General features: G+C 50.7%; 25 protein-coding genes. 20 read left to right on the top strand and 5 right to left on the bottom strand.

All coding sequences use genetic code 11. The annotated features are described in order from the left end of the window. Nucleotide 1 precedes the first annotated feature (1 nt). Complete coding sequence (locus BO53_RS0103610; protein ID WP_031545526.1) at nt 2-922, top strand: type II secretion system F family protein; 921 nt, start codon at nt 2-4, stop codon at nt 920-922. A 127-nt stretch (nt 923-1049) separates the two neighbouring features. Here the strand turns inward: BO53_RS0103610 and BO53_RS0103605 are convergent, their stop codons facing one another. Further along, entirely contained in the window at nt 1050-2069 is a 1020-nt protein-coding gene (locus BO53_RS0103605) for an NAD(P)/FAD-dependent oxidoreductase (protein ID WP_051682994.1), read from the bottom strand. Between the two features lie 108 nt (nt 2070-2177). Here BO53_RS0103605 and BO53_RS0103600 point away from each other — a divergent pair, with 108 nt between their 5' ends. The 14 genes from BO53_RS0103600 (at nt 2178) to dmpG (ending at nt 16203) form a co-directional block, all read left to right on the top strand. Next, nucleotides 2178-3140 (top strand): ABC transporter substrate-binding protein, encoded by a 963-nt coding sequence (locus tag BO53_RS0103600; RefSeq protein WP_031545522.1) that lies wholly within the window; start codon nt 2178-2180, stop codon nt 3138-3140. 19 nt (nt 3141-3159) lie between these two features. Continuing rightward, complete coding sequence (locus BO53_RS0103595) at nt 3160-3975, top strand: ABC transporter ATP-binding protein (protein ID WP_031545520.1); 816 nt, start codon at nt 3160-3162, stop codon at nt 3973-3975. Next, the gene (locus BO53_RS0103590) at nt 3965-4936 is read left to right on the top strand and encodes a FecCD family ABC transporter permease (RefSeq protein ID WP_031545517.1); all 972 of its coding nucleotides are present in this window, start codon (nt 3965-3967) and stop codon (nt 4934-4936) included. The genes BO53_RS0103595 and BO53_RS0103590 overlap by 11 nt, the downstream gene beginning before the upstream one ends. Beyond that, a complete protein-coding gene (locus BO53_RS0103585) occupies nt 4929-5921 on the top strand; it encodes a FecCD family ABC transporter permease (protein ID WP_031545515.1) in 993 nt (330 codons plus the stop codon). Before BO53_RS0103590 ends, BO53_RS0103585 begins: the two co-directional genes overlap by 8 nt. Before the next feature lie 58 nt (nt 5922-5979). After that, nucleotides 5980-6258, top strand: a complete 279-nt coding sequence (locus BO53_RS0103580) for a YciI family protein (protein ID WP_031545513.1) — start codon at nt 5980-5982, stop codon at nt 6256-6258. Nucleotides 6259-6339: 81 nt separating this feature from the next. Then, nucleotides 6340-7017 (top strand): response regulator transcription factor, encoded by a 678-nt coding sequence (locus BO53_RS0103575; protein WP_031545512.1) that lies wholly within the window; start codon nt 6340-6342, stop codon nt 7015-7017. A 5-nt stretch (nt 7018-7022) separates the two neighbouring features. Further along, on the top strand, nt 7023-8015 hold the full coding sequence (locus tag BO53_RS0103570) for a sensor histidine kinase (RefSeq protein WP_031545509.1): 993 nt from the start codon (nt 7023-7025) through the stop codon (nt 8013-8015). Between the two features lie 106 nt (nt 8016-8121). Beyond that, on the top strand, nt 8122-8880 hold the full coding sequence (locus BO53_RS0103565) for an ABC transporter ATP-binding protein (protein WP_031545507.1): 759 nt from the start codon (nt 8122-8124) through the stop codon (nt 8878-8880). Beyond that, on the top strand, nt 8870-10798 hold the full coding sequence (locus tag BO53_RS0103560) for an FtsX-like permease family protein (protein WP_031545505.1): 1929 nt from the start codon (nt 8870-8872) through the stop codon (nt 10796-10798). The genes BO53_RS0103565 and BO53_RS0103560 overlap by 11 nt, the downstream gene beginning before the upstream one ends. Before the next feature lie 180 nt (nt 10799-10978). Next, entirely contained in the window at nt 10979-12502 is a 1524-nt protein-coding gene (locus tag BO53_RS0103555) for an anthrax toxin lethal factor-related metalloendopeptidase (RefSeq protein ID WP_031545503.1), read from the top strand. Nucleotides 12503-12600: 98 nt separating this feature from the next. After that, nucleotides 12601-13506, top strand: a complete 906-nt coding sequence (locus BO53_RS0103550) for an AEC family transporter (RefSeq protein WP_031545501.1) — start codon at nt 12601-12603, stop codon at nt 13504-13506. A 113-nt stretch (nt 13507-13619) separates the two neighbouring features. Further along, nucleotides 13620-14267 (top strand): GntR family transcriptional regulator, encoded by a 648-nt coding sequence (locus BO53_RS0103545; protein WP_031545499.1) that lies wholly within the window; start codon nt 13620-13622, stop codon nt 14265-14267. A 14-nt stretch (nt 14268-14281) separates the two neighbouring features. Further along, entirely contained in the window at nt 14282-15184 is a 903-nt protein-coding gene (locus tag BO53_RS0103540; protein ID WP_031545497.1) for an acetaldehyde dehydrogenase (acetylating), read from the top strand. Further along, nucleotides 15184-16203, top strand: coding sequence for a 4-hydroxy-2-oxovalerate aldolase (gene dmpG, locus BO53_RS0103535; RefSeq protein WP_031545495.1), 1020 nt, complete (start codon nt 15184-15186; stop codon nt 16201-16203). The genes BO53_RS0103540 and dmpG overlap by 1 nt, the downstream gene beginning before the upstream one ends. Before the next feature lie 70 nt (nt 16204-16273). On the opposite strand, the gene BO53_RS0103530 is transcribed toward dmpG, so the two are convergent. Together BO53_RS0103530 and BO53_RS0103525 are read right to left on the bottom strand one after the other, a co-directional pair. Next, a complete protein-coding gene (locus tag BO53_RS0103530) occupies nt 16274-17872 on the bottom strand; it encodes a M20/M25/M40 family metallo-hydrolase (RefSeq protein WP_031545493.1) in 1599 nt (532 codons plus the stop codon). A 12-nt stretch (nt 17873-17884) separates the two neighbouring features. Then, nucleotides 17885-19072, bottom strand: coding sequence for an aminotransferase class I/II-fold pyridoxal phosphate-dependent enzyme (locus tag BO53_RS0103525; protein WP_031545491.1), 1188 nt, complete (start codon nt 19070-19072; stop codon nt 17885-17887). 199 nt (nt 19073-19271) lie between these two features. On the opposite strand from BO53_RS0103525, the gene BO53_RS0103520 reads away from it, so the two are divergent. From BO53_RS0103520 to BO53_RS0103505, 4 genes are read left to right on the top strand one after another with little or no spacing between them, the layout of a single operon-like run. Continuing rightward, nucleotides 19272-20315 (top strand): DctP family TRAP transporter solute-binding subunit, encoded by a 1044-nt coding sequence (locus tag BO53_RS0103520; RefSeq protein WP_031545489.1) that lies wholly within the window; start codon nt 19272-19274, stop codon nt 20313-20315. A 30-nt stretch (nt 20316-20345) separates the two neighbouring features. Then, nucleotides 20346-20822 (top strand): TRAP transporter small permease, encoded by a 477-nt coding sequence (locus BO53_RS0103515; RefSeq protein WP_031545487.1) that lies wholly within the window; start codon nt 20346-20348, stop codon nt 20820-20822. After that, nucleotides 20819-22102 (top strand): TRAP transporter large permease, encoded by a 1284-nt coding sequence (locus BO53_RS0103510; RefSeq protein WP_211250554.1) that lies wholly within the window; start codon nt 20819-20821, stop codon nt 22100-22102. Before BO53_RS0103515 ends, BO53_RS0103510 begins: the two co-directional genes overlap by 4 nt. A 12-nt stretch (nt 22103-22114) precedes the next feature. After that, the gene (locus BO53_RS0103505) at nt 22115-22450 is read left to right on the top strand and encodes a cupin domain-containing protein (RefSeq protein WP_031545483.1); all 336 of its coding nucleotides are present in this window, start codon (nt 22115-22117) and stop codon (nt 22448-22450) included. 72 nt (nt 22451-22522) lie between these two features. Here the strand turns inward: BO53_RS0103505 and BO53_RS0103500 are convergent, their stop codons facing one another. Next, complete coding sequence (locus tag BO53_RS0103500) at nt 22523-23896, bottom strand: alkaline phosphatase (protein ID WP_031545481.1); 1374 nt, start codon at nt 23894-23896, stop codon at nt 22523-22525. A 167-nt stretch (nt 23897-24063) separates the two neighbouring features. Between BO53_RS0103500 and BO53_RS0103495 the strand changes: the two genes are divergently transcribed. Continuing rightward, the gene (locus BO53_RS0103495; RefSeq protein ID WP_031545480.1) at nt 24064-24810 is read left to right on the top strand and encodes a 2-keto-4-pentenoate hydratase; all 747 of its coding nucleotides are present in this window, start codon (nt 24064-24066) and stop codon (nt 24808-24810) included. A gap of 77 nt (nt 24811-24887) precedes the next feature. Here the strand turns inward: BO53_RS0103495 and BO53_RS0103490 are convergent, their stop codons facing one another. Continuing rightward, nucleotides 24888-25952: a branched-chain amino acid aminotransferase gene (locus BO53_RS0103490; protein ID WP_031545478.1), complete on the bottom strand. Its 1065-nt coding sequence runs from the start codon at nt 25950-25952 to the stop codon at nt 24888-24890. Nucleotides 25953-25967 lie beyond the last annotated feature (15 nt).

Genomic DNA, 25967 nt, shown 5'->3' with positions numbered 1-25967 from the left:
CATGCTATTTCTCATGCTCAGTTTCTTTTTATCCATCACGATGATGATTTACGCAGCGCTGGCCATTCCTGCCTACAGGAACCGGACGGTCCCAGCACGCACTGCACTGTATTTTCCGGAGGCGGATGCACCGGGGGATGTGCACATCGATATTGAGGACGCTTCATTCATGGATCGACTGATCAAGCCGGGATGGAAGCGCCTCAAGAAGAAGTCGCAGAAAAGGCTCGCCAAGGACAAGGTGGACAAGATGGAGGTCCGGCTGCTGCAGGCGGGGATGAAACTCAGCCCAATCGAATTCAAGATGGTGCAGTGGATGCTCTCGGGCGTACTGGCTGTGTTTTCCGTACTAGTGATTTTGTTCATGAATCTCACATTCGTCCATGGCATTCTGCTCCTATTCACAGGGGTGGCAGCAGGCATCGCCCTGCCGAAGCTGAACATGAACATGAAGGCGAAGAAACGGCAGGCGCAGGCACTGAAGGAACTGCCTGATTTTCTGGATCTCCTGACGATCAGCCTGGAAGCGGGACTGGGTTTTGATGCAGCACTCAGCAAAGTGGTCGCGAAAAAGCCTGGGGTGCTGTCTGACGAGTTCAAATACGTGCTTGAAGAGGTCCGGCTCGGCAGGACGCGGAAGGAGGGCCTTACTGCCATGATCGGGCGTGTGCCGATCGAGGAGCTGAAGAGTTTGGTGTTCAGCATCATCCAGGCTGAGAAGCTCGGCATCGGCATGGTCACGGTGCTGCGTGTCCAGACCGAGGAAGTTCGGCAGATGAGAACGCAGCGGGCCGAGGAGAAGGCGATGAAGGCACCGGTGAAGATGCTGTTTCCGATGGTGCTATTCATCTTCCCGGCACTGTTCATCATCCTGCTCAGTCCGGCGATCATGCAGTTTTTGGATGCGATGAAGGATATGTAGGCATTGTTTGAAGAGATCATGGAGAAAATGATCACAACCAAAAAAATAGAGTTCATTCCTCTTCAAAGGAGATGAACTCTATTTTTGTATGGCGGGGTGGGGACGAATATCTCCACGGTCCAAGTCATCAGTGCATCTTCCTGATCAGGGCCTTGTTCTTTTCCTTGAAGATGTCATTGTGTGAAGAGACCATGCCGTCTTCAGGTGCATCGGATTTGATGAAGGTCTTCGCATGGTTGGCCGCCTGGGCCGCTTCCGTGAAGCAGCCGGCGATCAGGCGGACTTTGCCGTCATAGATGATCTGGTCGCCGCAGGCATATATGCCGGGCACCGGCGTGTCGGCGACATCATGTGTTTCGATCATCTGATGTTCATTGTATTCGAAGTCGCCGTCCAGTGTATTGAGGAATTCACAGTTCGATTCATAGCCGTGGCTGATGAGGACGTCATCGACATCGAGGGAGAGGCCGTTGGTGAGCCTGACCGAGGCGATGGCATCCCCTGCAGCGTTCGGATGCAGTGTATCGATTTCGCACTGCGCGCACATTTGAATATTATCCTTCCTGTGAAGGGCTGCGATCATCGCTTCATGGCCCTTCATTTCTTCGCTCCTGTAGACCATCGTGACGGAGACGGCAACCTCGGAAAGGGCATCCGCCCAGTCGACCGCCGTATTGCCGGCACCGGAGATGAGTACGTTCCGGTCCTTGAAACGGTTCAGCCGTTTGACCGTATAGTGCAGGTTGGTCAGTTCATATGTCTCGGCGCCTTCGACCGCAAGTCTGACCGGGGTGAAGATACCGCGCCCCGAGGCGATGATCAGCGTCCGGCTGTAGAAGGATCCCCGGTCGGTGATAGTTTCGAAATGGTCATCATGGCGGATGACCGATTCACAGGTGGTTGATACGTGGATTTCAGGATGGAACGTCCGCGCCTGAGTGATCATCTGCTGCTTGATGTCCTCGGCAGGCTGAGGGGGGATGCCGCCGATGTCCCAAATTATTTTTTCGGGATATATATTGAGTTTGCCCCCGAGCTCCGAGTGGTGTTCGATGAGCTGGACGCTCATGCCGCGGAGTCCTGCATAGAAGCTGGCATAGAGACCGGCTGGTCCGCCGCCGATGATGAGCGTATCCGAAATATTCATGGCCTTTCCTCTTTTCTATTGAAATATTCCCTATTCTCGTTTATTATATAGTCAATGAGAATGATTATCAATATCGGGAGTTCAAATAAATCATAGCGGGGTAGAAAAATGAAAAAGTTCATCGGGTTATTTGCATTACTTATGGTACTGGTTCTTGCAGCATGTGGCAATTCAGAGGAATCGTCAGAGGAAGCGACGGATGAATCGGCAGCAGGAGAGACGAGCGGAGATTCGGCAGAGGATGCTTCAGGCGGCATGGTCTCCTACACGACTGACGCAGGCGAGGAGATAAAGATTCCTGAAGACCCGCAGCGCATCGTCATCCTCGGGATGAGCTATTTCGGGAATTTGATGCATATGGATGCCAATGTCGTCGGGGCACATGCAAGAGTGACGGAAAGCGAAGTGCTTGAGCCGTATACCGAAGATATCGAGCTGATTGAAGAGGGAAATATTGAACAAGTTATGAATCTTGATCCGGATTTGATTATTACCTTTAATTCTGATGAAAATTTAGATAAACTGGAAGCGGTAGCTCCTACAATTCCAATCGACTATGCCAAGTGGAACTATCTTGACATCCACAGGGAACTCGGCGAGATTACAGGCAATGAAGAGAACGCGGAAGAGTGGATCGAAAGCTGGGAGGCCGAACTTGAAGAGGACCGTGAAGTGGTCCAGGAGGCCATCGGTGAAGATACAACCGCAAGTGTCATTGAACAGTTCGCCAAAGACATATATGTATATGGTACAAACTGGGGCCGCGGCACCGAAATCATCTATCAGGGACTGGATGTAAAAGTGCCTGAAGCCGTCCAGGACGAAGTCGTCGAAACCGGCTGGAAGAAGATTTCCGCTGAGGAGATAGAGAAATATGCGGGCGACTACATGTTCGTCGGCACGGGCGATTCCGGTGCGGACAACGCCTATAAGGATACGGAAGTATGGAACAGTCTCGAAGCCGTACAGAATGACAATGTCATCGAATTCGACTCTCCGACATTCTACTACAACGACCCATATTCATTGGAATACCAGAAAGATATCATTGTAGACGCATTGACGAAATAAAAACAGGCAGGTGTCATGGATGACGAGTGTATTGCTGAAAGATATAAAAGTCGAATTGAATGAGCGCACGATCCTCAATCAGATCAATATGGAGCTGGTGGAGGGCAAGGTGACGACCATCATCGGACCGAATGGCTGCGGCAAGTCGACGATGCTGAAGACGATTTCGAGAATCATTTCCGCCAAGGAGGGCGGCGTCTATATCAATGATATGGACATCCGTCAGATGAAATCGAAGGAGGTTGCCAAAAAGGTCGGCATACTCTCCCAGAAGAACCGCCTCCAGTATGATGTCAAAGTGCGCGACCTGGTGAGCTTCAGCCGGTATCCGCACCTGAAACGCTTCCAGAGCCTGAAGCCGGATGACTATAAGATCATCGACTGGGCACTCAAGGAGACGGGTGCCATCGAGTTCAGCGAGCGCATGATGAGCGAGCTTTCAGGCGGACAGGCGCAGCGGGTATGGATCAGCCTGCTCCTCGCCCAGGGGGCGGACGTGCTGCTGCTCGATGAACCGACGACGTACCTCGACATCCATCACCAGCTGGAGACGCTCAACATCGTCAGAAGATTGAACGAACAGACGAAGCAGACGGTCGTCATGGTGCTCCATGACATCAATCACGCAATAAAATATTCAGACCACCTCATCATCATGGACCAGGGGGAAATCATCGAAAGCGGTCATCCCACCGATGTCCTGACAAACGACATTCTGAACAATGTGTTCAACATCAATGGAAAAATCACCATTGATCCACTGACAGGCAAGCCGATCCTTGCAGATTACGATCTGTTCTGCCAGACAGTCAAAGAGGTCCAGCATGGATCGTAAATGGTATCCTTTGCCCATCACTCTGATGGGCATTCTTTTGTCTTTTGTGGTGGCGATGATGTTCGGGACAAATACATACACCCTCCAGCAGGTCCTCGGTGTCATCTTCACCCTGGATATGACGGACCAGGCGCACCAGATCCTGTATGAGATCCGGATGCCGCGCGTACTGGGTGCACTTCTCGCCGGATTCATGATCAGCATATCCGGGCTTGTGCTCCAGTCCGTCACGCATAATGATCTGAGTGAGCCGAGCATCCTCGGCATCAATGCCGGTGCCAATCTTGCAATCATCGTCGGGGCACTGCTGCTGCCCACACTGCCGTTCATCGGGGTGATGGGCGTCGGCTTTGCCGGCGGCATGCTGGTCGGCCTGGTGATCCTTTCGTTGACGCGCTACCGCTCCCCCATGCACCTGATTCTCGCCGGTGCCGGAATCAGCCTGCTGCTTTATGCAGTGACGGATTTCCTGGTGATCACATTCGGCCTGGGGCAGTACGTCGCGTTCTTCACCGCCGGCGGTGCCGCTGGGCAGTCGATGTCGAACATCGTCCTGGTCTTTCCGATTGCACTGGTGCTCGTGGCGGTGCTGCTGTTCCTGTCGAAGGAGCTTGATGTCCTCCTGTTCGGGGACGAGATGGCGGTATCCCTCGGCCAGAACCAGACACTGTACCGCAGGGTGACGCTGGTCCTTGCCATCATGCTTGCCAGTATGGCAGTCGCCATGGTGGGGAATGTCGTATTCCTCGGGCTGCTCGTGCCCCACATCGTCAAGATGCTGTTCGGCAACATGCACAGGTTCACCATCATTTATACCGGAATGCTCGGGGCGATGATATTCGCCCTGTCCGACATGTTCGCCAGAGTCTTCAATGAAACGCCCGTCAACGCCATCATTGCAGTGATCGGACTGCCTTTCTTCATCTATATCATCAAGAAGCGGGGGCGGAAATATGCGTAACCGGATGAAATTCATCATCATCATCGTCATGCTCATCGCAATCGTACTCACGCACCTGCTTACGGGAACCTTCAGTCTGGCTCCCGGCGACCTGTTGGCCCTGCTGACCAACCAGGCAGGGGAGGATGTCGAGCTCGTGCTGTTCGAGTTCCGGATGCCGCGGATCATCGTCACGCTGGTCTGCGGCGCCGCTCTTGCGCTCAGCGGCCTGATTCTGCAGGTCATTTCGAAGAATCCACTTGCCGATCCGGGCATCATCGGTGTGAATGCCGGCAGCGGCTTCGGTGTGGTGCTCTTCATCATGTTCATCAGCGGCTCGATGAGCCAGCATCTGTATGCACTCCCCCTGATGAGCTTTATCGGCGGCCTTGCGACAGTGCTCATCATCTTCTTCCTGTCCTTCATGGGCGGAACGTTCAAAAGCAACATATTCATCCTGATCGGTATTGCGACCGCGATGGGGGTGACCGGCTTCGTCTATGTATTCACTTCCATGTTTGATGAAACCCAGATGGAGATGCTCAACCGGTATTTCGCCGGCAACATATGGGGGGATACATGGCCGTTCGTCTATATATCGGTGCCATACATCCTGATCGTTGCAGCCTTCGTCTTCTTCCGGATCCGGGAGATGGGCATGCTGAACCTGGATGATGAGATGCTGATCGGCTTCGGCATGAATGTGAACAAGGAAAAGATCATCCTGATCATCCTCTCAGCAATGCTTTCAAGCCTTGCCGTGAGCGTGTGCGGAGCGATCAGCTTCATCGGTCTGATTGCCCCGCACATTTCAAGGCTCCTCTTCGGGCAGGATATGAAGGTGCTGTTCTTCTCCTCCCTGCTGATCGGCGGCGTGCTGCTCACCGGGGCGGATCTCCTCGGCAAGCTGGTACTTGCACCGACGATCATTCCGACGGGCATCGTCGTGGCACTGATCGGTGGCCCCTATTTCCTGAGACTGCTCCTTAAAGCCAGACAGATATAGAAAAACATGGCAACATGATGGTAATATATAGGAAAGAACATTTGGAAAGAGGGATGGCATGAAATATTTCGCAGCATTGGCACCGATGAAGGATGCACAGAAAAGTAAGGAATATCGTCAGCAGCACCTGGATTTCCTGAGGGATCAGAGGGAAGCCGGAAATGTATTCATGTATGGACGTTTTGCCGATGGCGCCGGCGGCCTCGTCATCTATCAGGGGGAATCCCTTGAAGCGGTCGAAGAAATCGTCAGACAGGACCCCTATGTGACAAGCGGCGCCCGCCATTTCGAGATTCATGAGTGGGACATGCAGACGGACTATACGATACAGTCATAGAAAACGATACAAAATATCCAGTTTCCTCTATAATGGGAACTGGATATTTATTTTTTGCAAAAGAAATCGGGGGAAGCCATAATGTCGAAGATATTCATTGTTGAAGACGACATGCCGCTTTATGAGGAATTGAAATCGCGCCTTGAGGAATGGGACCACACGGTCACGGGGGTGTCCGATTTCGGCAATGTCGTGCATGACTTCATCCAGTCTGAACCGGATCTGGTCATCATCGATATTACACTGCCGAAATATGACGGGTTCTACTGGTGCAGGCGGATCCGCGATATATCGAGCGTGCCGATCATCTTCCTGTCTTCACGGGACCATCCGTCGGATATGGTGATGAGCATGCAGATGGGCAGCGACGACTATATACAGAAGCCCTTCAACTTCGAAGTGCTGGTGGCAAAGGTTCAGGCGCTCCTGAGGCGTGCCTACCAGTACAGACAGCAGGATGTGGATGTGGTCGGATTCCGTGACGCGGTGTTTGATTTCAAAAAGCTTACTGTCTCCAGGGAGGGGGCTGTCCTTGATCTGACCAAAAATGAATCCTTCATCCTCTCCATCCTCGTCGGGAGCAGGAATCAGGTGGTTTCAAGGGAGACGTTGATCGAACAGCTGTGGGATGATGCGAAGTTCATCAGCGATAATACGCTGACCGTCAATATCAACCGCATACGCAAAAAGCTCGAGGAGATGGGCCTTGAGGATGCCATCATTACAAAAACCGGACTCGGCTATATGCTGAAGGAGTGAGACTGATGTATCTGAAGCAGCACTTACCCTGGTGGCTTTTGTTCCTCCTTTTCAACGGAATGATTCTGCTGCTTGGACTTCTGGATGCGGCCATCCCAAATCTTTCCGTCCTCTATATCGTCGCCATCAATAGTGTACTCCTCGTCATTTTCGCGGTATGGCAGTATGCGAGGGGCAGACGGTATACGAGGGAACTGCTTTCCCTCGAGGCGGTGGAGGACATCGACGCCCTGCCCCTGCCCGTCACGGCCGAGCAGCAGGCCATCCATGAGCGCCTGATCAGAGTGAAGCGATCACATGACGAGCGGTTGGACGCGGAGTCGGGCCGAACGAAGGAGAGCCTGGACGGTCTCACCCGCTGGATCCATGATATGAAGATGCCGATGACGACGATGCATCTGCTGATCGACGATCTGGAAGGACAGGAGAAGATGAAGCTTGCCAATGAATGGCAGCGGCTAGATGGCATGCTGAATGAGATGCTGTACATGAAGCGACTGCCAAACATCCGGAATGACCTCTATTTCGAGACGGCTGAAATTGAACCGCTTGTGAGACGGAGTATCCAGAAGGTCAGGCGCCTGTGCATGGAGAAGGGGGTCGGCTTTGATATCGATCTGGCAGTACCGGAGGTGGAGACGGATGTCAAATGGCTCACGTTCATCCTGGACCAGGTCATAACAAACAGTGTCAAATATACGGATAATGATGATGTGAGTGTAAGCAGTGCCATGGAGGATGGCCGCCTTGTCCTCACCGTCACCGACCATGGCAGAGGAATACGGAGTGAGGATCTCCCCCGGATATTCGAAGCGGGCTTCACATCGACCAGCGATCACGAGGATGCGCAGGCGACCGGCATGGGGCTGTACCTTGCACAGGAAGCTGCAATGGCCATGAATATGAAAATTGAAGTGGATTCCGAATATGGAGAAGGCACACGGGTCGTAATCATCTTTCCAGGGCAGAATACTTTCCATAAAGTGAAGACCATGTGACGAAAATGTCACATGGTCTTCTGTTTCTGTCATGTAAATCGAACGATTGTCCTGCAGGATACATATAGAATATGAGTATGATAAAAAACCAGATGGAGGCATCAATATGATACTGGAAGCAAAGGATATCAAAAAGTCCTATGGCAACAGATTCAACCGGACAGAAGTACTGAAAGGAATTGATATGAATATCGAAAAGGGTGAATTCGTATCCATCATGGGGGCATCGGGATCCGGGAAGACGACCCTGCTCAATGTACTGAGCTCAATCGATCGGGTGAGCAGCGGCCATATACAGATTGAAGGCGCGGATATCACCCAAATGAAGGACAAGCAGCTTGCGCACTTCAGAAAGAATGACCTCGGGTTCATCTTCCAGGAATACAACCTGCTTGATACGCTGACTGTGAAGGAGAATATCCTGCTTCCGCTGTCCATCAGGAATATGAAGAAGGATGAGGTGGACCGTCAGTTCGAACGGGTGGCCGGGGAACTTGGCATCCATGAACTGAGTGGAAAGTATCCGAATGAAATATCCGGGGGCCAGCAGCAGCGCACCAGCGCCGCCCGGGCGTTCATACATCAGCCGAAAATCATTTTTGCCGATGAACCGACAGGTGCGTTGGACTCGAAGTCGGCAAGCAACCTTCTTAAGAAGCTCCAGCAGATGAATGTGGCAAGCCGGTCCACAATCATGATGGTGACCCATGACGCGACGGCTGCGAGCTACTCGGGCAGGGTGATCTTCCTGAAGGATGGACTGGTATATTCGACGCTGCGTCGGGGCGGGCGTCCCCAGGAGGAATTCTATAAGGAAATCATGAATACACAGAGCGTGCTGGGCGGTGTCGGCGTTGAATCTTAACCGCATCATCCTGAAAAATTTCTTCAGGAACATCAAAAACTATGGACTGTATATCTTCGCGCTTATTTTTAGTGTCTCCCTGTACTTTTCTTTCGTCCTCATGTCGAAGGACGAGAGTGCCGCCGAGGAGTTGTCTTCAGGCACAATGATGTCGACCGGCTTTATAGTCGGTTCAGTCCTGTTGATCGTCATCATCGTCACTTTCGTAATGTTCGCAAATACCATCTTCCTGAAGCGGAGGAACCAAGAACTTGCGCTCTTCCAGCTCATCGGGCTCGACCGGGGCAGAGTGTTCAGGATACTGGTGCTGGAGAATGCCATCATCTATTTCGGCAGCCTGATGGTGGGCATCCTTTTCGGATTCCTGCTGTCGAGGATGCTGATGATGATCCTGCTCAGGATCATGCAGGTCGAACTTTCCGTCGGACTCAACTTTTCAATGGCAGCAGTGGGCCAGACGGCGCTGCTGTTCATCGGCATATTCGTTCTGCTGATGATTCAGAACTTCATTTTCCTGAAGCGGACAAGACTGCTGCAGATGATGACGATGAACCGGACAAGCGAATCGGATACAAGGCGTCTCGGCACGGGCACAGTGCTGATGGGCGTCCTTGGACTCGCCATGGTAGCAGTCGGCTATTACTTCTCCACACAGCTGATGGAGAATGTCTCCCTTATCTTTCTGCTTGTATTCGGTGTGTTGGGTCTGACGATCATCGGAACATATATCACATTCAAATTTTCAGTTGCCTTCGTGCTGAACATGATCAGAAAATCGAAGAAGGGACACGTGAGTGTGACGGATGTCCTCTCCCTGACAAGGATCATGTTCAAGATGAAGTCCAATGCATTCCTGCTGACGCTGATTGCCGTCATCAGTGCCCTCAGCATCGGCCTCATGTCGCTGTCCTACATCACCTACTACTCTACAGAGAAGATGGTCGAAAATACAATGCCGCATGATTATGTGTTCTATGAAGAGGAAGCGCTGGAATTCTATGAGGAACTCCTCGATGAAGAAGGAGTGGATTACGAAAGCATCCAAATGCCGGCGGTCGACTACGAGGCAAAGACGGAAGGTGCAATCAGCGCTGATCTCGAGGCACTGGATTTTAACGGTTCGACTCTGTATATGAATGTTGTGAGTGATGCGCATTTTGGTTCAGTCGCACTCGGTCCCAATGAAACCATCATCACCGGCACGCCGAGTGTCATGCAGACCTTCATCGACTATACATTGCATGCACCCATGACATTCGTCTCGGATGATTACGAACGCTCGCTTGAACTCGTTGACATAAAGGAGACGGCGGTTCTCCCGAGCATGGTTTCCTACGGTTCACCTACAGCCATTGTCGACGAAACGGTCTATCAGGAGCTCTCCGAGCATCAGTCCGACGAGATGCAGGAACAGGGAGTCAAGATGTTGCATGCCATCGATATCACTGAAGGCGACAGCATGGATATCTTGAATATGATGAATCGTGAGGAAAACCCGGTCTTCGAATCCAAAATACAGCAGCAAACGGGTCAGCTGCAGGCTTCCGGCATGACAATGTTCGTCATTGCGTTCGTCGGTTTTGCATTTCTCGTGACATCAGGCTGCATCCTCTATTTTAAGCAGGTCGGCGAAAGCGAGGAAGAAAAGGGGAGCTACAATGTACTCAGGAAACTCGGCTTCTCGGAACGTGAAATCATCAGGGGGCTGTCGTTCAAAATGATCATCACCTTCGGAGTGCCACTGCTGGTCGGCCTGCTGCATGCCTATTTCGCAGTGAATGCCGGATGGTTCCTGTTTGGTACTGAAATGTGGACGCCGATGCTGATTGTGATGGGGGTATATGCACTTTTCTATTCCCTCTTTGCACTGCTGTCACTGGTCCACTACAAGAAAGTCGTAAGGGAAAGTCTGACCTAGATACAGCTGAAGACATGACCATCCTGCATTCATATGCCGGATGGCCATTTTTTATTTGCCAGAGACCTGTTTAGGCACTATAGTGTAGATTAACATCATCGTTTCATCAGAATCATGTCTAAAATCCCTATTATAGGGAATACAGATATTAGGAAACACGAGCGAAGGTAGGGGAAAAATATGAAACAGAAAACCCTCACAGGAATTGTGATGGTGCTCGGGCTATTGCTGATGTTTACCGGTTTCGCGCCACAACAGGCATCTGCAAACAGCCCAAGTCTACAGAACATGGTCGAAATCAGGGATGATGACGGGAGTTACGATGCGAATGAAGCCCAGGCCATGATCAACCGGCTCGCACGGGTGGATGAACGGATTCTTGCACATACGAACCGTGCAGGCGTCAGAATCATACTTATGGACCAGCCGCTCACCGAACTGCCGGAGTTCGAATATCTGTCGGGTGTGACACCGAGAGGCTGGGAAGGCACGGGACGTACCTGGGACGATGTGCCTGGTGCGGGCGGCTATACGACAGCTGCACGGATCGGATACAGCAATCCGGGCAACTCCCATTCCACAATCAATCTTGAACTGCATGAGTACGGGCATGCGGTCGACAGCTACGCAGCCGGATTTACGGTAAGTGAGTCCCAGGCTTTCAGGGATATCATGGCACAGGAGAAGGACAATCTATTCCATGACCACCAGGTGCCGAACTACTTCAATACACCGGGTGAATATTTTGCAGAAACATTTGCGATGTATTACCTCGGAGGCAATGCAGGTGCCCGCCTGGCTGAGCGTGCACCGCAGACATACCAGTTCATGGAGACATTCCACAACAGGCTGGTGACCATCCAGGGCACGACAGGGAATACTGTGGAATTTTCATGGGACCCACTTCAGGGTGCGGCATACTATGAAGTGTACCGGGATGACCAGCTGATTGATACGACGCAGGAAGCCCATTACCAAGATGAGGGACTGGACACATCGACGACATACAACTACCATGTCCGTGCAATGGACCAGAATGACAATCCATTGCTGACCTCATATTTCAGGACGGCAACAACCACCAATGTAAGCGATGCCCCTGAAGTGGATACATCCGGACTGGAGCAGACGGTCAATGAAGCGGAACAGATTCCGATGGAATCCCGCACTCCCGAACTCCAATCCGCACTTGAGAACGCGAATGCACTTTTAAACGACGGCCAGATCACCCAGGATCAGCTGGATGAAGCGGACTCTGCACTCTCTACAGCGCTGTCGAACAATGAGGACCAGGAAGTGGCCGAAGAAAGTACTGAAGAGGCCGTACAGGAAGAAAGCACTGAGCCTTCGACGGAAGAAACGGTTGAGGAAAGCACCGAAGAAGCGACGGAAGAGAGTACGGAACCGTCTGCTGAGGAGAGTACAGAAGAGCTGACCGAAGAGGGTACAGAAGAAGCGCCGACTGAAGAGGAGACGCAAGAGGAAGAAACGACTGCAGAACCGACGGAAGAAGAAACAGCAGAGAATGAAGTGTCACCCGAAGAGTCTGCAGAGGATGAAACCAGCGGAGAAGCGGTGGATACTGCACAGGAGAGTGAACAGACCGGCTCGGGGGGCTCGAACATCGGCCTGATCATCGGGGCGGTTGCACTCTTTGTACTGGGAATCATTGCAGCAATCGTTCTATTCCTCAGAAGAAGCTAGTCTAAATGATGAAGTCAGGCATCTGCCTGGCTTCTTTTTGTTTCCATAATAATCTATGATGGAAGCATGACAAAAATATGGAAAGAAGATGAGAAGCGATGCAACTGTTGATGATTGTACTCCCAGTTTTCCTGGTATTTGCAACGGGCTATGCGGCCCAAAAACTGCTTCACATGGATATCAAATCGATATCCGCACTATCCCTATACATATTACTGCCGCTCTTGACCTTCGATACGTTCTACAGCAACGAAATTACAGTGGACTATCTGTATCTGTTCATATTTTCCCTGATCATCACCGTCATTCTTGCCGCAGTGACGGTGGCCATCGGATTTTTCATGAAATCGGGGAAGGAGGACATATCGGCAATGCTGCTCGGTACGTTGTTCCCGAACAGCGGAAACTATGGATCTCCCGTCGTCCTGTTTGCGATTGGAGCGACAGCATTCGACTATGCGATCGTGCTGATGGTGCTGCATGGATTCATCATCAGTACGGTCGGCATCTTCATCGCCTCGTTCGGCAACGGGGCAACGATTTCGGCAAAGGAGGCACTGGTCAGCGTCTTCAGGATTCCAGTCATCTACGGGGCTCTGGCGGGCGTCATCCTGCAGCTTGCCAACATTACAATCGACGACAAGCTGATGGAAATCATCCAGATGACCGGAAATGCCGCCATTCCCGTCGTCATGCTTATTCTCGGAATGCAGCTTGCGCAGATTACGAAAGAGAAGTTCGAAATGAAGAATATTACGACCGTGGTTGCCGTACGTATGCTCATCTCGCCTGTAGTTGCGGCCATCCTCGTCCTGTTCATGCCGGTCGATGATACGATGAAGCTGGTATTCATCATCCTGAACGCGATGCCGGTGGCTGCCAACTCGACCATGCTTGCAGTGCAGTTCAATGTGCAGCCGAACCTTGTGTCCTTTTCCACACTGGTGACGACGCTGATCAGCCTGCTCACCATACCGATTTGTCTATTCCTGCTCGGTATATAAATAATAATTAGGGAAATTTCTGAATTTTATCTTGACATTATGCAAACGGTTTCTTAAACTTAAGTTAATGTTAACTGTTTACATTTCAGAATATTCACGGAGGTGGAAACAATTTGATTACCAAAACGAATATCGCTTCTCAAATTGTCGATCATCTTCGCAAAGACATCATCTTGGGAAAATATCGAAAAGGGGAAGCCCTGGTGGAAACCGCACTGTCCCACGAACTCGGGGTCAGCCGGGGACCGGTCAGGGAAGCCATCGGCAAGTTGGTTGCTGAAAATCTGCTGGAGAAGCATTCGAATGGACGTACGGCAGTAACCGGGTTTGAACAAAAAGACATCGAGAACCTCTATGACACGCGTATTCTCCTGGAGACGCATGCACTGGGCCAGATCGATCCGGAGATGTTCAATGCCAACAAGGACCGGCTGCTGCTTTATATCCAGCAGATGGAGGAAGCGGACTACTACAAGCAGCGGGACATCGAGATCGACCTTGCATTCCACCATCTGCTGGTCAGGATGGCGGATAATAACAGCCTCATGCATCTATGGTCCGCACAGCGCGACATCTTCAGGACACTGATCGACATTACAAGCGAAGCAGCATTGAAGGATCAGGAGAAAATCATCCGGCAGCACAAGGCTATCGTTCAGGCACTCGCGGAGAATGAAGTGGAGCAGGCGCGGCAGCTGCTTGCAACCCATCTCAGACAGGCATGCGAATACTGCTGCAGCAGCAAGGAACTTAAAAAATAGGAAGAGGGATGGAAATGACAAACAATAAAATTAAATGCGCAATCATCGGCTCCGGAAACATCGGAACCGACCTGATGATCAAACTGATGAGAAGTGACATACTTGAAGTGACAGCACTGATTGGAATCGATCCGGAATCAAAGGGGCTGAAAAAGGCTGAAGAGAATGGTCTTGTTGCCATTTCAAATGGAATCGATGGCTTGAGGGAACAGCCTGAAATCGCAGATATCGTCTACGAGGCGACTTCAGCGAAAGCCCATGCACACAACGCACCGATACTTAAGGAGATGGGCAAGAAAGCAATCGATCTGACACCTGCTGCAGTCGGTCCTTTCCTTGTACCATCCGTCAACCTCAAAGAAGAGGAGATTCCGCATTTGGATAATGTGAATATGGTGACCTGCGGCGGCCAGGCGACAATTCCGATGGTCAAGGCAGTGTCGGATGTCCTCGATGTGGACTATGCAGAAATCGTTGCCTCCATTTCCAGTAAAAGCGCAGGCCCCGGCACAAGGCAGAATATAGATGAATTCACAGTGACGACGGCGAGGGCATTGAAGGAAGTGGGCGGTGCGAAGGAATCCAAGGCGATCATTACACTGAATCCTGCCGATCCGCCGATTCTGATGAGGAATACGATCCATGTGAAGACGGCTGGCTCTGCCGAGGACAAGAAGGCGGAAATTGAAGCATCACTTGAAAAAATGCTCGGGAATGTACAGGAGTACGTGCCTGGCTACAGGTTCAAGGCAGACCCGGTGATCAAAGGCGATATCGTGACCGTCTCTGTAGAAGTTGAAGGGAACGGGGACTTCCTGCCAGAGTATGCAGGGAACCTCGACATCATCACATCCGCCGCTGTAAAGACGGGGGAAGTCATCGCGCAAAGTATGCAAAAAGAAGGAGTGCTTAAATAATGGGAAGAAAAGTAACGATTAACGACGTAACGCTGCGCGATGGCATGCACGCCATCCGCCACCAGTATTCGAAGGAACAGATCGCAGAACTCACACGCGCAATCGACGACTCCGGGGCGGATATCATTGAAGCGACCCATGGTGATGGACTGGGCGGCAGTTCCATACAGTATGGCTTTTCAAAGGAAAGTGAAGAGGGTATCATCAGGACAGCTGTAGAGAACGCCAAAAACGCAAAAGTCGGCGTCCTCCTGCTTCCCGGCATCGGTGTCATCGAACATTTGGAAAAAGCCCATTCATACGGCGCACAAGTGGCCAGGGTCGCCACACACTGTACAGAAGCGGATGTGTCGGAGCAGCATATCGGCAAAGCGGCGCAACTCGGCATGGATACAGTCGGTTTCCTCATGATGTCCCACAGGACCACACCTGAAAACCTTCTGGAAGAAGCGAAAAAGATGGAATCGTACGGTGCAGGCACAATCTATGTGGTCGACTCCGCCGGTGCCCTGACAATGGATGATACAAGAAAGCGTGTTTCCCTGTTCAAGGAAAACCTCTCCAGCGGAACGGAAATCGGCTTCCACGGCCACAACAACCTCTCTCTTGGTGTGGCGAACTCCATCGTAGCGATTGAAGAAGGGGCCAACCGGATAGATGCAAGCCTCGCCGGCATGGGAGCCGGTGCAGGAAACACGGCGACAGAACAGCTGGTGGCAGTGATGAACCGGATGGACATCTCACACAACCTCGACCTGTACAAGACGATGGATGCGGCAGAGAATCTGATGAAGCCGATGATGGAAAGACCTGTACAGATCGACCGCCTGTCATTGACGCTGGGCTACACAGGCGTCTACTCCAGCTTCCTGCTGTTTGCTGAACGTGCAGGAAAAGAGTATGGTGTCGATGCCCGGGACATTCTGACAAGGATATCCGAAATGGGCGCCGTCGGCGGCCAGGAAGACTGGATCGTCGGTGTTGCACAGGAACTCGCAAAAGAGAAGCAGAACGCATGACTGATGAAATATAAAAAACAGGCTATCGAGTTCATCTCGATAGCCTGTTTTTGCGTGATGGCATGGAGTTTCAATGGGTGATGCAGTGTTTTACTACAGCCTCCAGCAGTTTCGGTGTGATTTCAAAGGCACTCTTCTTGTGGAGCCGTTCGGTGAGCTTGTGCGGATCCTTGCCGAACGGACCGATGTTGATGAGCGGTGCCTGGAGCTTCTGCATGGATTCGAATGGTATGGAGTAGGTTCTGCCCCATACCGGAGTATTGGCCTGATACGATTCCCAACCGTCATCATGCTTGTCATAGGTGACGTAGCTCAGGTCGGATATGCCGTTGAAGTAATGGATCTCTTTCGGCTCGATGCCGTAGTTTTCGCCGAGGAAATCATTCGTCAGTGAAGAAAGGCTTCTGACCAGCGGATCTTCCGAAGCATTGACTGCCGGATAATATGGGGGTGCAAAGAGTGTGACGACGAGTGGTACGAGCTCCTTGCAGTAGGTGATCATACGGTTGGCGATGTGCATCGATTTTTCCCGGTCGTCGAGGTCGTCACGGCCTATATATTCTGCAATGATCCGATCGACCTTCTCCTGTCCGAATTTTTCCGTAATATACGTATGGAGTGCCTGATAGGACATGGTGCGGATTCTGCCGACTGGCGGGATGTTTTCCCTTTCACAGATCTCATCATACTGCTTTTGGCATTGATTCATCGTCTGTTCGACCAGGTAATGATATTTGCTGAAAATATCTTCGGCATTCTGCTGCATCGTGAATACATTATATAGGACGGCGACATGGTTTGAAGTCTGTGCTGAATAGTCTTTTTTCATATCATAATATTTCAACGCGACGGGCAGAGGCGATCTTTCCCCATATTCCTCTTCGGAAAAGATGTCGGTGAATTCCATCTCCTGGTTTAAAAATGAAGACATATAATGGGCGTTGAGTCCTCTCAACGGTTCCCCTACATGCGTTTCGACCCCATAGAAGAGGGCGGAAGGCATGATTTTCCCGATGGACCCGGAATAGAAATAGTAGTTCGGATCATCAGGATACTGGGTGAAACTCGGTTCACTGTTGAGGAACAGGGAATAGTCCAGTCCGTGTTCCTCGGCGATGGATTCAAGCTGGTCCACAGCCGCACGCATGCCGGCGGAATCCACTTCCTCATCGGGTACGGTCAGGAGCAGAAGATTGATCGGCCACTCCTCTTCGGCCGCCTTCTCGATCAGATGCATATGCAGGGCAAGCCCCATCTTCATATCCATTGTGCCGCGACCGTATAAGTATTCCCCCGACAGTGCGTCCCTTTTATTATCCGGCGAGAAATCGTCTGCAATTTCCCTGAAGCGGTTGCCGAGTTCACGGGGGGTGAAGGCGAGATGACTCTTGGAGCCGAACTCCTTTGTATGTACAGTGTCGAAATGGCTCATCAGGACAATCGTCTTCTCCACATCATCATGCCTGTAGAGTGCAGTCAGGGCATTCCTCTCCCTGCCGGCATCATGCAGGGCAATATGATGCGGATGCTCCCTGTAGTAGTCGAGCTTCGACAGCTCATCTTTCAGCTTGAAGGGGAAGTGCAGCTCCCCTTCGGTACCTGTACGGCTGTCCCATGATACCAGCTGGCATATCAGATCTTCGAGTTGCTGCTGTGTGTTCCAGAACATTGCTGGTCCCCCTTATTTATTAGAATCTTTATTTATACTTGGCCTTTTCCGGTGTCTATCAAGGAAACGCTCCATACGGCGCATACCTTCTTCCAGGTTCTTCATGGAACTGGCATAGGAAATCCTTATATGATTTCTGCCTTCTTTGGAAAATGTAGATCCGGGTACAACAGCGACATGTTCTTCTGCCAGAAGTCTTTCAGCAAAAGTGAGATCATCGAGCCCTGTCTGCTCCACACTTGGAAAAATGTAGAATGCCCCAGTGGGTGTTTCACATTCAAGTCCCATATCGTTCAGCTTCTTATGAATAAAATCCCTGCGCTTGATATATCTTTCGTTCATTTCTCCCGGGAAGTTTCTTGTGTGGTCCAAGGCTTCGATTGCAGCGTGCTGGCTGGGAAGGGAAGCACAGATTGAATTATTCAGGTGGACTCTGAGTACATATTTCATATAGTCTGCAGCACCCAGTACAAAACCGAGCCGCCAGCCCGTCATGGCATGGGATTTCGAGAGACCGTGAATAATAAAGAGTCTGTCATGCAAAATGTCGAAGGCACCAAAGGAAACATGTTTGCCGGCAAAAGTGTTTTCGCTATATATTTCATCGGATATGACAAATATGCTCTCCTGTTCAAGCATGGTTGCGATATTCTCTGTTTCCTCATGGGAAAGGGAGACCCCTGTCGGATTTGATGGATGGTTAAATATAATCGCTTTCGTCCGTTCTGTAATTAATTTTTTGATTTCATGGGCATCCGGCTTGAAATGCGTGCCTGAAATATCCAGGTGGACCGGTACGCCACCATTAAGTCTAATCAATGCCTCGTAGCCGGAATATGAAGGGGAGGGGAGAATGACTTCATCCCCAGGCTCAATAATCGTTCTGAGCACAGAGTCCAATCCCTCGCTGGCACCATTGGTAACAATGATTTCATCTTCAGGTGCATATTTAAAGCCGTATGTGTCCACGAAAAAGTCTGAAATACTTTGTCTCAGTTTCGGCAGCCCTGCATTATGGGAGTATCCCGTTTTATTTTCGCGTATGGCAGACATACCAGCTTCTTTAATGTTTTCCGGTGTCGGGAAATCCGGCTGTCCGATGGTAAGGTTTACTCCATCCTCATACTCAGCCACCCTATTGGCAAACACTCGGATTCCGGGAACTTCAAGTGTCTTTGCTATTGGATTTATATTCAGCATATAAGCTCTCCTTTATTATTCAATTGCATATAGCGCTAATTATAGGTTTATAAAAGTATGAACGCAACCTCTGTATGTTTATATAAGAGTTTGTTTATAATAATACATTAATATTAATAAATATTGACATACATCCCTTGATAGTATATTGTTTTGTATAAATTATGCAAAATTATGGATTTTTATAAGGAGAGATAAAATGAATAAGAAGTTTTCAGGTTTAGTTGCTGCGTTGGGCATGTCATTCGTATTGACCGCATGCGGAGGGTCGGGTGAAGAAGGCGGCTCATCGGATGGATCAGGTAGTGCAGAGAACACGGAGCCCGTAACACTGCAGTTGGGTCATGCATTGTCACCAGGCACTCCGGCTGCCGACAAGATTGATGAAATGGCGGAGACGGTTGCTGAAGAGACGGAAGGACGTGTGGAATTTGATATCTATCCGGACAGTCAGCTGGGGTCCGAAACGGAAATGCTTGAGCAGATCCAGGTCGGTTCCATGCAGGCTGGAGCGATCATGATCGGCTCCATGCAGACGCTCGATATGAAGATGGCCATCGAAGATCTGCCGTATATGTGGAAGGATGTAGAGAATGCGCGTGAAGCATACAAGGGTGAATTCGGTGAACAGCTGGCTGATATCATCTCCGAACAGGGGCTGACCCAAATTGGGTATCTCGAGTGGGGACCAAGGCATGTCACCAACAATGAGAAACCGATTGTCGAGCCTGAAGACCTTGAAGGCGTGAATATCCGTGTGGCGGAAACGGCGCTCAGGGTCGATGCATTCGAAGAGGTGGGTGCATTGCCGACAGTCATGGCGTTCAGTGAAGTATATGGCGCGCTCCAGCAAGGGGCGCTCGATGCACAGGAGAACCCGCTGTCCGTCATCAATGCGGCAAAGTTCTATGAAGTTCAGGATTATCTTTCCCTGACCGGCCACTTCTACAATACTGTAATGATGGTGGTCGAAACGGATACTTGGGATCAGATTTCAGAAGATGATCAGCAGCTCATCCGGGAGGAGGCCTCCAGCATTTCGGAAGAGGTTGCCGAAATGAACGATACGATGGAAGAGGAGTACCTTACTGAGCTCGAAGAGAACGGCATGCAGATCAATGATGATGTCAATACCGAAGCATTCCGCGAGGCGATGATGCCTGTATATGAGCAGTGGGAAGAGGATGTCTTCGGTGAAGAACTTATGAATGTCTACAGAGAAGCATCCGGATGGGAAGAATAGGATACCATCCGACAAAGGGGCGTAAATGAAATGGGACTTACAAGGATTCTTGTCAAAGTACTGACATGGATGTGCATCATTACAATCACACTGCTTACATTCATCGTCCTGCTTCAGGTCATCACCAGATTCTTCAACTACTCGATGCCGGGCACAGAGGAGCTGTCCAGACTGTTCATCGTCTGGCTGACCTTCCTTGGCAGCAGCCTGGCAATCTATGAGAAGATGCACCTGGCGGTCAATTATTTCGTCAACAAGTTCAGAACGAAATACCGGCGGATACTCTATGTTCTGGTCAACATTCTGATCATCGCATTCTATGCCGTGCTGACATACTATGGATTCATGCTGTCGATGAGCGCCATGTCACAGACGACATCAACACTGCAGATGCCGGTCGGCATATCCTATCTGGCAATTCCGGTAAGCGGACTCTTTTCAATCTACTTCATTGCAATCAACCTGACAGGCTCTGCGACTGAAGAGGAAGGGGAGACGGCATCATGATGATCGTACTCATACTGCTCATATTTTTCGCACTGCTCTTCATCGGCATGCCGATTGCCTATGTCATCGGCCTTGTATCAATCGCCATGCTGCTGCTTGGCGGCGTGTCCCTTGAAATCGTCATACAGAGGATGTTTGCAGGCGTCGACAGCTTCTCCTATCTTGCCCTGCCGCTATTTATACTGGCAGGCAACATCATGGGCAAAGGTGGATTGACCAGGCGGCTGATGGCACTATCCAGTGCAATCGTCGGACGGTTCACAGGCGGGACGGCCATCACCACCGTCGTGACGACGGCGCTGTTCGGCGCAGTATCCGGATCCACTGTAGCAACGACCTATGCGGTCGGTTCAGTGCTTGTGCCACGGCTTCAGGAAGAGAAGTACAGCAACTCCTTCATCGCGAGCATCATCGGTCCTGCAGGTGTGCTGGGACTCATCATTCCGCCAAGCATCACGATGGTCATCCTGGGCATTACGGCCAACATTTCAATCGGTGACCTGTTTATAGCGGGCGTCATCCCAGGCATATTGCTGACGGTGGCCCTGTCTGTATATGTCGCTGTCATCGCCAGGAAGAAGGGGTATGGGGAGATTTCGGTCGAAACACCGAAGGGCAAGGAGTTCTGGAAGATTGCGTGGCAGGCATTCTTTCCGCTGCTCACACCGATATTCATCCTCGGGAGCATCTTCAGCGGCTTTGCCACAGCGACGGAAGCGGCTGTGATAGCGGTTGCCTATGGTTTCATCCTTGCTCTTGTATACAGGGAACTCAACTTCAGGACATACAGGGAAATCATGGTATCCTCCGCCGTCACATCTGCGACGATCCTCATCATCATCTCGGCAGCCAATGCATTTACATATGTATTGACGGCGAATCGGATACCCGTCATGATCTCTAACTTCTTTCTGGAATATGCGACATCTCCATGGATGTTCCTGATCATCGTGTCGATCATCCTGCTGATTCTCGGAACTTTGACGGAAGTGACATCACTGATTGTCCTCCTGAGTCCGATATTCATGCCGATTGCCACCCAGTATGGCATTGACCCGGTGCATTTCGGAATGGTGCTGATCATGAACTTTGCACTCGCGAACATTACGCCGCCTGTCGGACTGTCGCTGATTGCAGGGTGCAGCATCACGGACAGGAAGATGGGAATAGAGGAGACGCTACCCTATATCCTCCATGTATTGGCCATCGTGGGCGTGATGGTGGCAATCATCATCTTCTTCCCGCCACTTTCAACATTCCTGCCCGGACTATTCGAGTAGAGGAGGCAAACCATGATACTGAAACCAAAAGCTGCAGAACACTTCACGGATCTACATGGTGGAAACGGCAGCGTGGCCATATCCAGGCATCTGGACCCGCATGACGTGAAGGGGCTTGACCTCTTCGCGAAAGTGGTGATCGAAAAAGGCGGCAGCATCGGCTATCACGAGCATCTCGATGATTCCGAAGGCTACTATATTCTGAGTGGTCAGGCGGACTTCATCGATGCGGATGGAGAGTACAGGCCGGTGGGGCCCCATGATTTATGCCTGATCACGAAGGGCGAGTCCCACGGCATTGTGAACACAGGAGAATCGAAACTGGTGTTCCTTGCGGTGGTATTCTGAGGAGATGAAAATAAAGAACCGGCATACTGCCATGCTTAATGCAGTGTGCCGGTTCTTTTCATATACTAATTGTTATTGCGCCATGAATGACTTGATGAAGTCGCCATGTTCGATATTGTCTGTAAGCCCCTGGAAGTTTTCCTTGCCTGGACCATAGGCGTAGACATTGACGTCTTCCCCAGTGTGTCCCCCTGTCGTCCAGCCGGTGAAGGTACGCTTGTCGACGGCCCCTTTGATGATGCCTTCGATTTCACCATAGCGGTCGGCTGTCGGAAGGAGCAGCGCTTCTTCCAGCGCACCGATTTCCTCTGATGTGAATGCCCAGTCGATGTATGCATCCAGTGTACCTTCGATGTCTTCAGTTTCGAGGATTTCTTCGGTGATGAATTCAGGTGTGCGGTGCATCTCATGGAGTGGTTCTGCATTCCAGTTATACTCCCCATCCAGTCCGAGGGAGAAGCCACCTGTGTTATGGTCTGCCGTAGCAACAACAAGCGTTTCTCCATCCTGTTCAGCAAAGTCTATTGCTGCGGCGAATGCCGCTTCGAAGTCTTCCATCTCGCTCATTGCACCAGCGATGTCATTGGCATGGCCAGCCCAGTCGATCTGGCTGCCTTCAACCATCAGGAAGAAGCCTTCTTCATTCTGGCTCAGTGTATCAAGCGCCGTCTGTGTCATGCTTTCCAGGGAAGGAATCTCTTCCGTGCGGTCCCATTTCTTTGGCAGTCCACCTTCTGAGAACAGGCCGAGCAGCTGGCTGTTCTGTGACTGCTGCATTTCCTGGGCATTGCTGACGAAGTCATATCCTTCATTCTGGAATTCTTCAATCAGGTTGCGGTCTTCACGATCGAAGTATTCGATGCCGCCGCCAAGCAGGACATCGACTTTCATCTGGTCATTTATTCTTTCATCAAAATAGTCATCGGCGATCTCGGCATGATTATGCCTGGATTCGTCATGGGCGCCGAAGCTTGCCGGTGTCGCATGTGTAATTTCGCTTGTTGCCACGAGTCCTGTGGACTTGTCTGACGCTTTGGCGACCTCGAGTGCAGTTTCGAGTTCGTTCAGTTCATGGTCGACGGCAATGGCATTATTGTAGGTTTTGGAGCCTGTAGCCATTGCTGTGGCGGAAGCGGCTGAATCTGTGATGTTCTCCTCTTCGTCATGCGGATGTGTCTTCTGCTGTCCGACAAGGTGATGATCGAATTCAGTATCGGCCATATCTTCCGAAAATCCGCCATTCTTATAGTATCTGTAGGCGGTGTTGTATGTAACACCCATTCCGTCACCAATCAGGTATATCACGTTTTTTGGGACGTCAGTATTCTGATCTGCATCTGCATCCTGCGCCCCTGATCCTCCACCTGCAGCGGTAGCCGGATTGGAACCGAAGACGGATGCCAGAACAAATAAAGTTAGAAGTGAAGCAGTAAACCATTTTTTCATAAGTGTGTATCTCCTCCTATTCAAGATGATCCCATCATAGCAAGGGGATATTAAATCCGGACTAAGAATGTTAACTGGATGTAAAAAACAGATAAAAATTGAATGAACTCCAGAAAAATTTCCCGGAAAGCTGTGTTATATTTAGTATAAAATGAAGGAGGGTTTTCATGTCGATTGTCGAACAGCTATACACTGCGTATGCAGCGAATGAACCATTGGAATTGGGTACACTTGATATTGAATCGAAAGAGGCCGCCTATCGCATACAGGAAGGTGTGCTGAAATTAAAGGAGGAGAATGATGAAGTCCTCATGGGTTATAAGATCAGCCTGACGAGCCGGGAGACCCAGGATCTTTTCCACAGTGACTCCCCTTTATACGGTGCCATGACCGACCGTACGGTGCGTAAAGAAATCAATCTGGGCGACTATAATATACCGCTCCTTGAAATGGAACTGGTCTTTCTGGTCGATGAAGAGATATTCCCGGAAGACACGGAGACGGACATCATGAAGAAATGCAGGGTGGCGCCGGGTGCCGAAGTGCCGGATGGCCGGTATAAGGACTGGTTCCCGAATGCAGCCCTGACTGAAATCATCGCCGACGGCGCAGTAAACGGTGCAGTGGTGTATGGTGAACCGAAAAGCTATGATTATGCTGCACTCGACGCCATCAAAGGCACATTGTCACGTGATGGCATCGTCATCAAGGAAGGCTTTTCGACGGAAGTGCTCGGCCATCCCGCCAGTGCGGTGAAGTGGCTGGCCGGCACTCTTGCAGTACGGGGCAAGGCATTGAGCCCCGGGCTCTTCATCTCTTCAGGTACCTTCAATCTTCCGGTGCCGCTGAAGCCGGGCGCATATAAGGCGGAATATGAAAATGTCGGAGAAGTAGCTTTTAAAGTCATTCAATAGGGACGTCGTCGACCATAGAAGGCTGATCCCATAAAAAAGTGGCATGTGAGATCTACTCACATGCCACTTTTTGCGTTCTATATCCTTACGACCCAGCCGAATGGGTCTTCTGCCCGACCATACTGGATGTCCGTCAGGTTGTCATAAAGCTCCTGGGAAATTGGGCCGACCTGGTTTTCATTGACGATATGGTCGACACCATGGATATTGAGCTTGCCGACAGGAGAGATGACTACCGCAGTTCCTGCACCGAAGACTTCCGTGATTCTGCCGCTATGCAGATCGTTGGCAAGGTCGTCGATGTGGATCTTCTCTTCCCTTACGGTATATCCCTTGTATTTTGCGAGTTCGATGATCGACTTGCGTGTGATGCCAGGCAGGATGGAGCCGTTCAGTTTAGGTGTGACGAGTTCACCATCGCGCACGAAGAAGATGTTCATGCTGCCGACTTCTTCAACATATTTCTGATCGACGCCATCGAGCCAGAGTACCTGTTCATATCCAAGTTCATTGGCCTTCTTCTGAGCAAGCAGGCTGGCCGCATAGTTGCCGCTGACTTTCGCAGAACCGACGCCGCCACGTACGGAACGGACGAAATCATCTTCAACATAGATGCTGGTCGGATCAGCCTGGCCGCCATAATAGCTTGCGACAGGGGAGAGGATGATGTTGAACTGGTAAGTTTCAGATGGTCTGACGCCAAGGAACGGTTCATCCGCAAATACGAAAGGCCGCACGTACAGTGACTGTCCAGGGCCGTCCGGTACCCAGTCGCGTTCGACCTTCAGCAATTCGTAGAGTGCTTCCAGCGCGTTCTCTTCGTTGATTTCCGGCATGGACAGGCGGGAGAGTGACTGGTTCATCCGCTTGAAGTTTTCATCCGGTCTGAAGAGTAGCACATCTTCTCCGCTCTTGTATGCCTTGAGCCCTTCAAACACTGACTGGCCATAATGGATGGCCTGGCAGCTTGGGGAAAGTACCAGATTCTGATAGGGGATGATGGAAGGTTCCGACCATCCATATTCCGGCGTATATTTATTCGTGAACATATAGTCTGTAAAGACGGTTCCAAATTTTACTGTGGAAACATCCGGTTTTTCCTTCAAGTGATTTGCCCGTTCTATCTGTAATGTTTGTCCCATATTAATTCCTCCTTA

Origin of the sequence: Salinicoccus luteus DSM 17002, assembly GCF_000712035.1 — a bacterium.
GTDB classification, from domain to species: Bacteria; Bacillota; Bacilli; order Staphylococcales; family Salinicoccaceae; genus Salinicoccus; species Salinicoccus luteus.
Note: the sequence above shows the minus strand (reverse complement) of the source record. Positions and strands in the feature narration are given on the sequence as shown.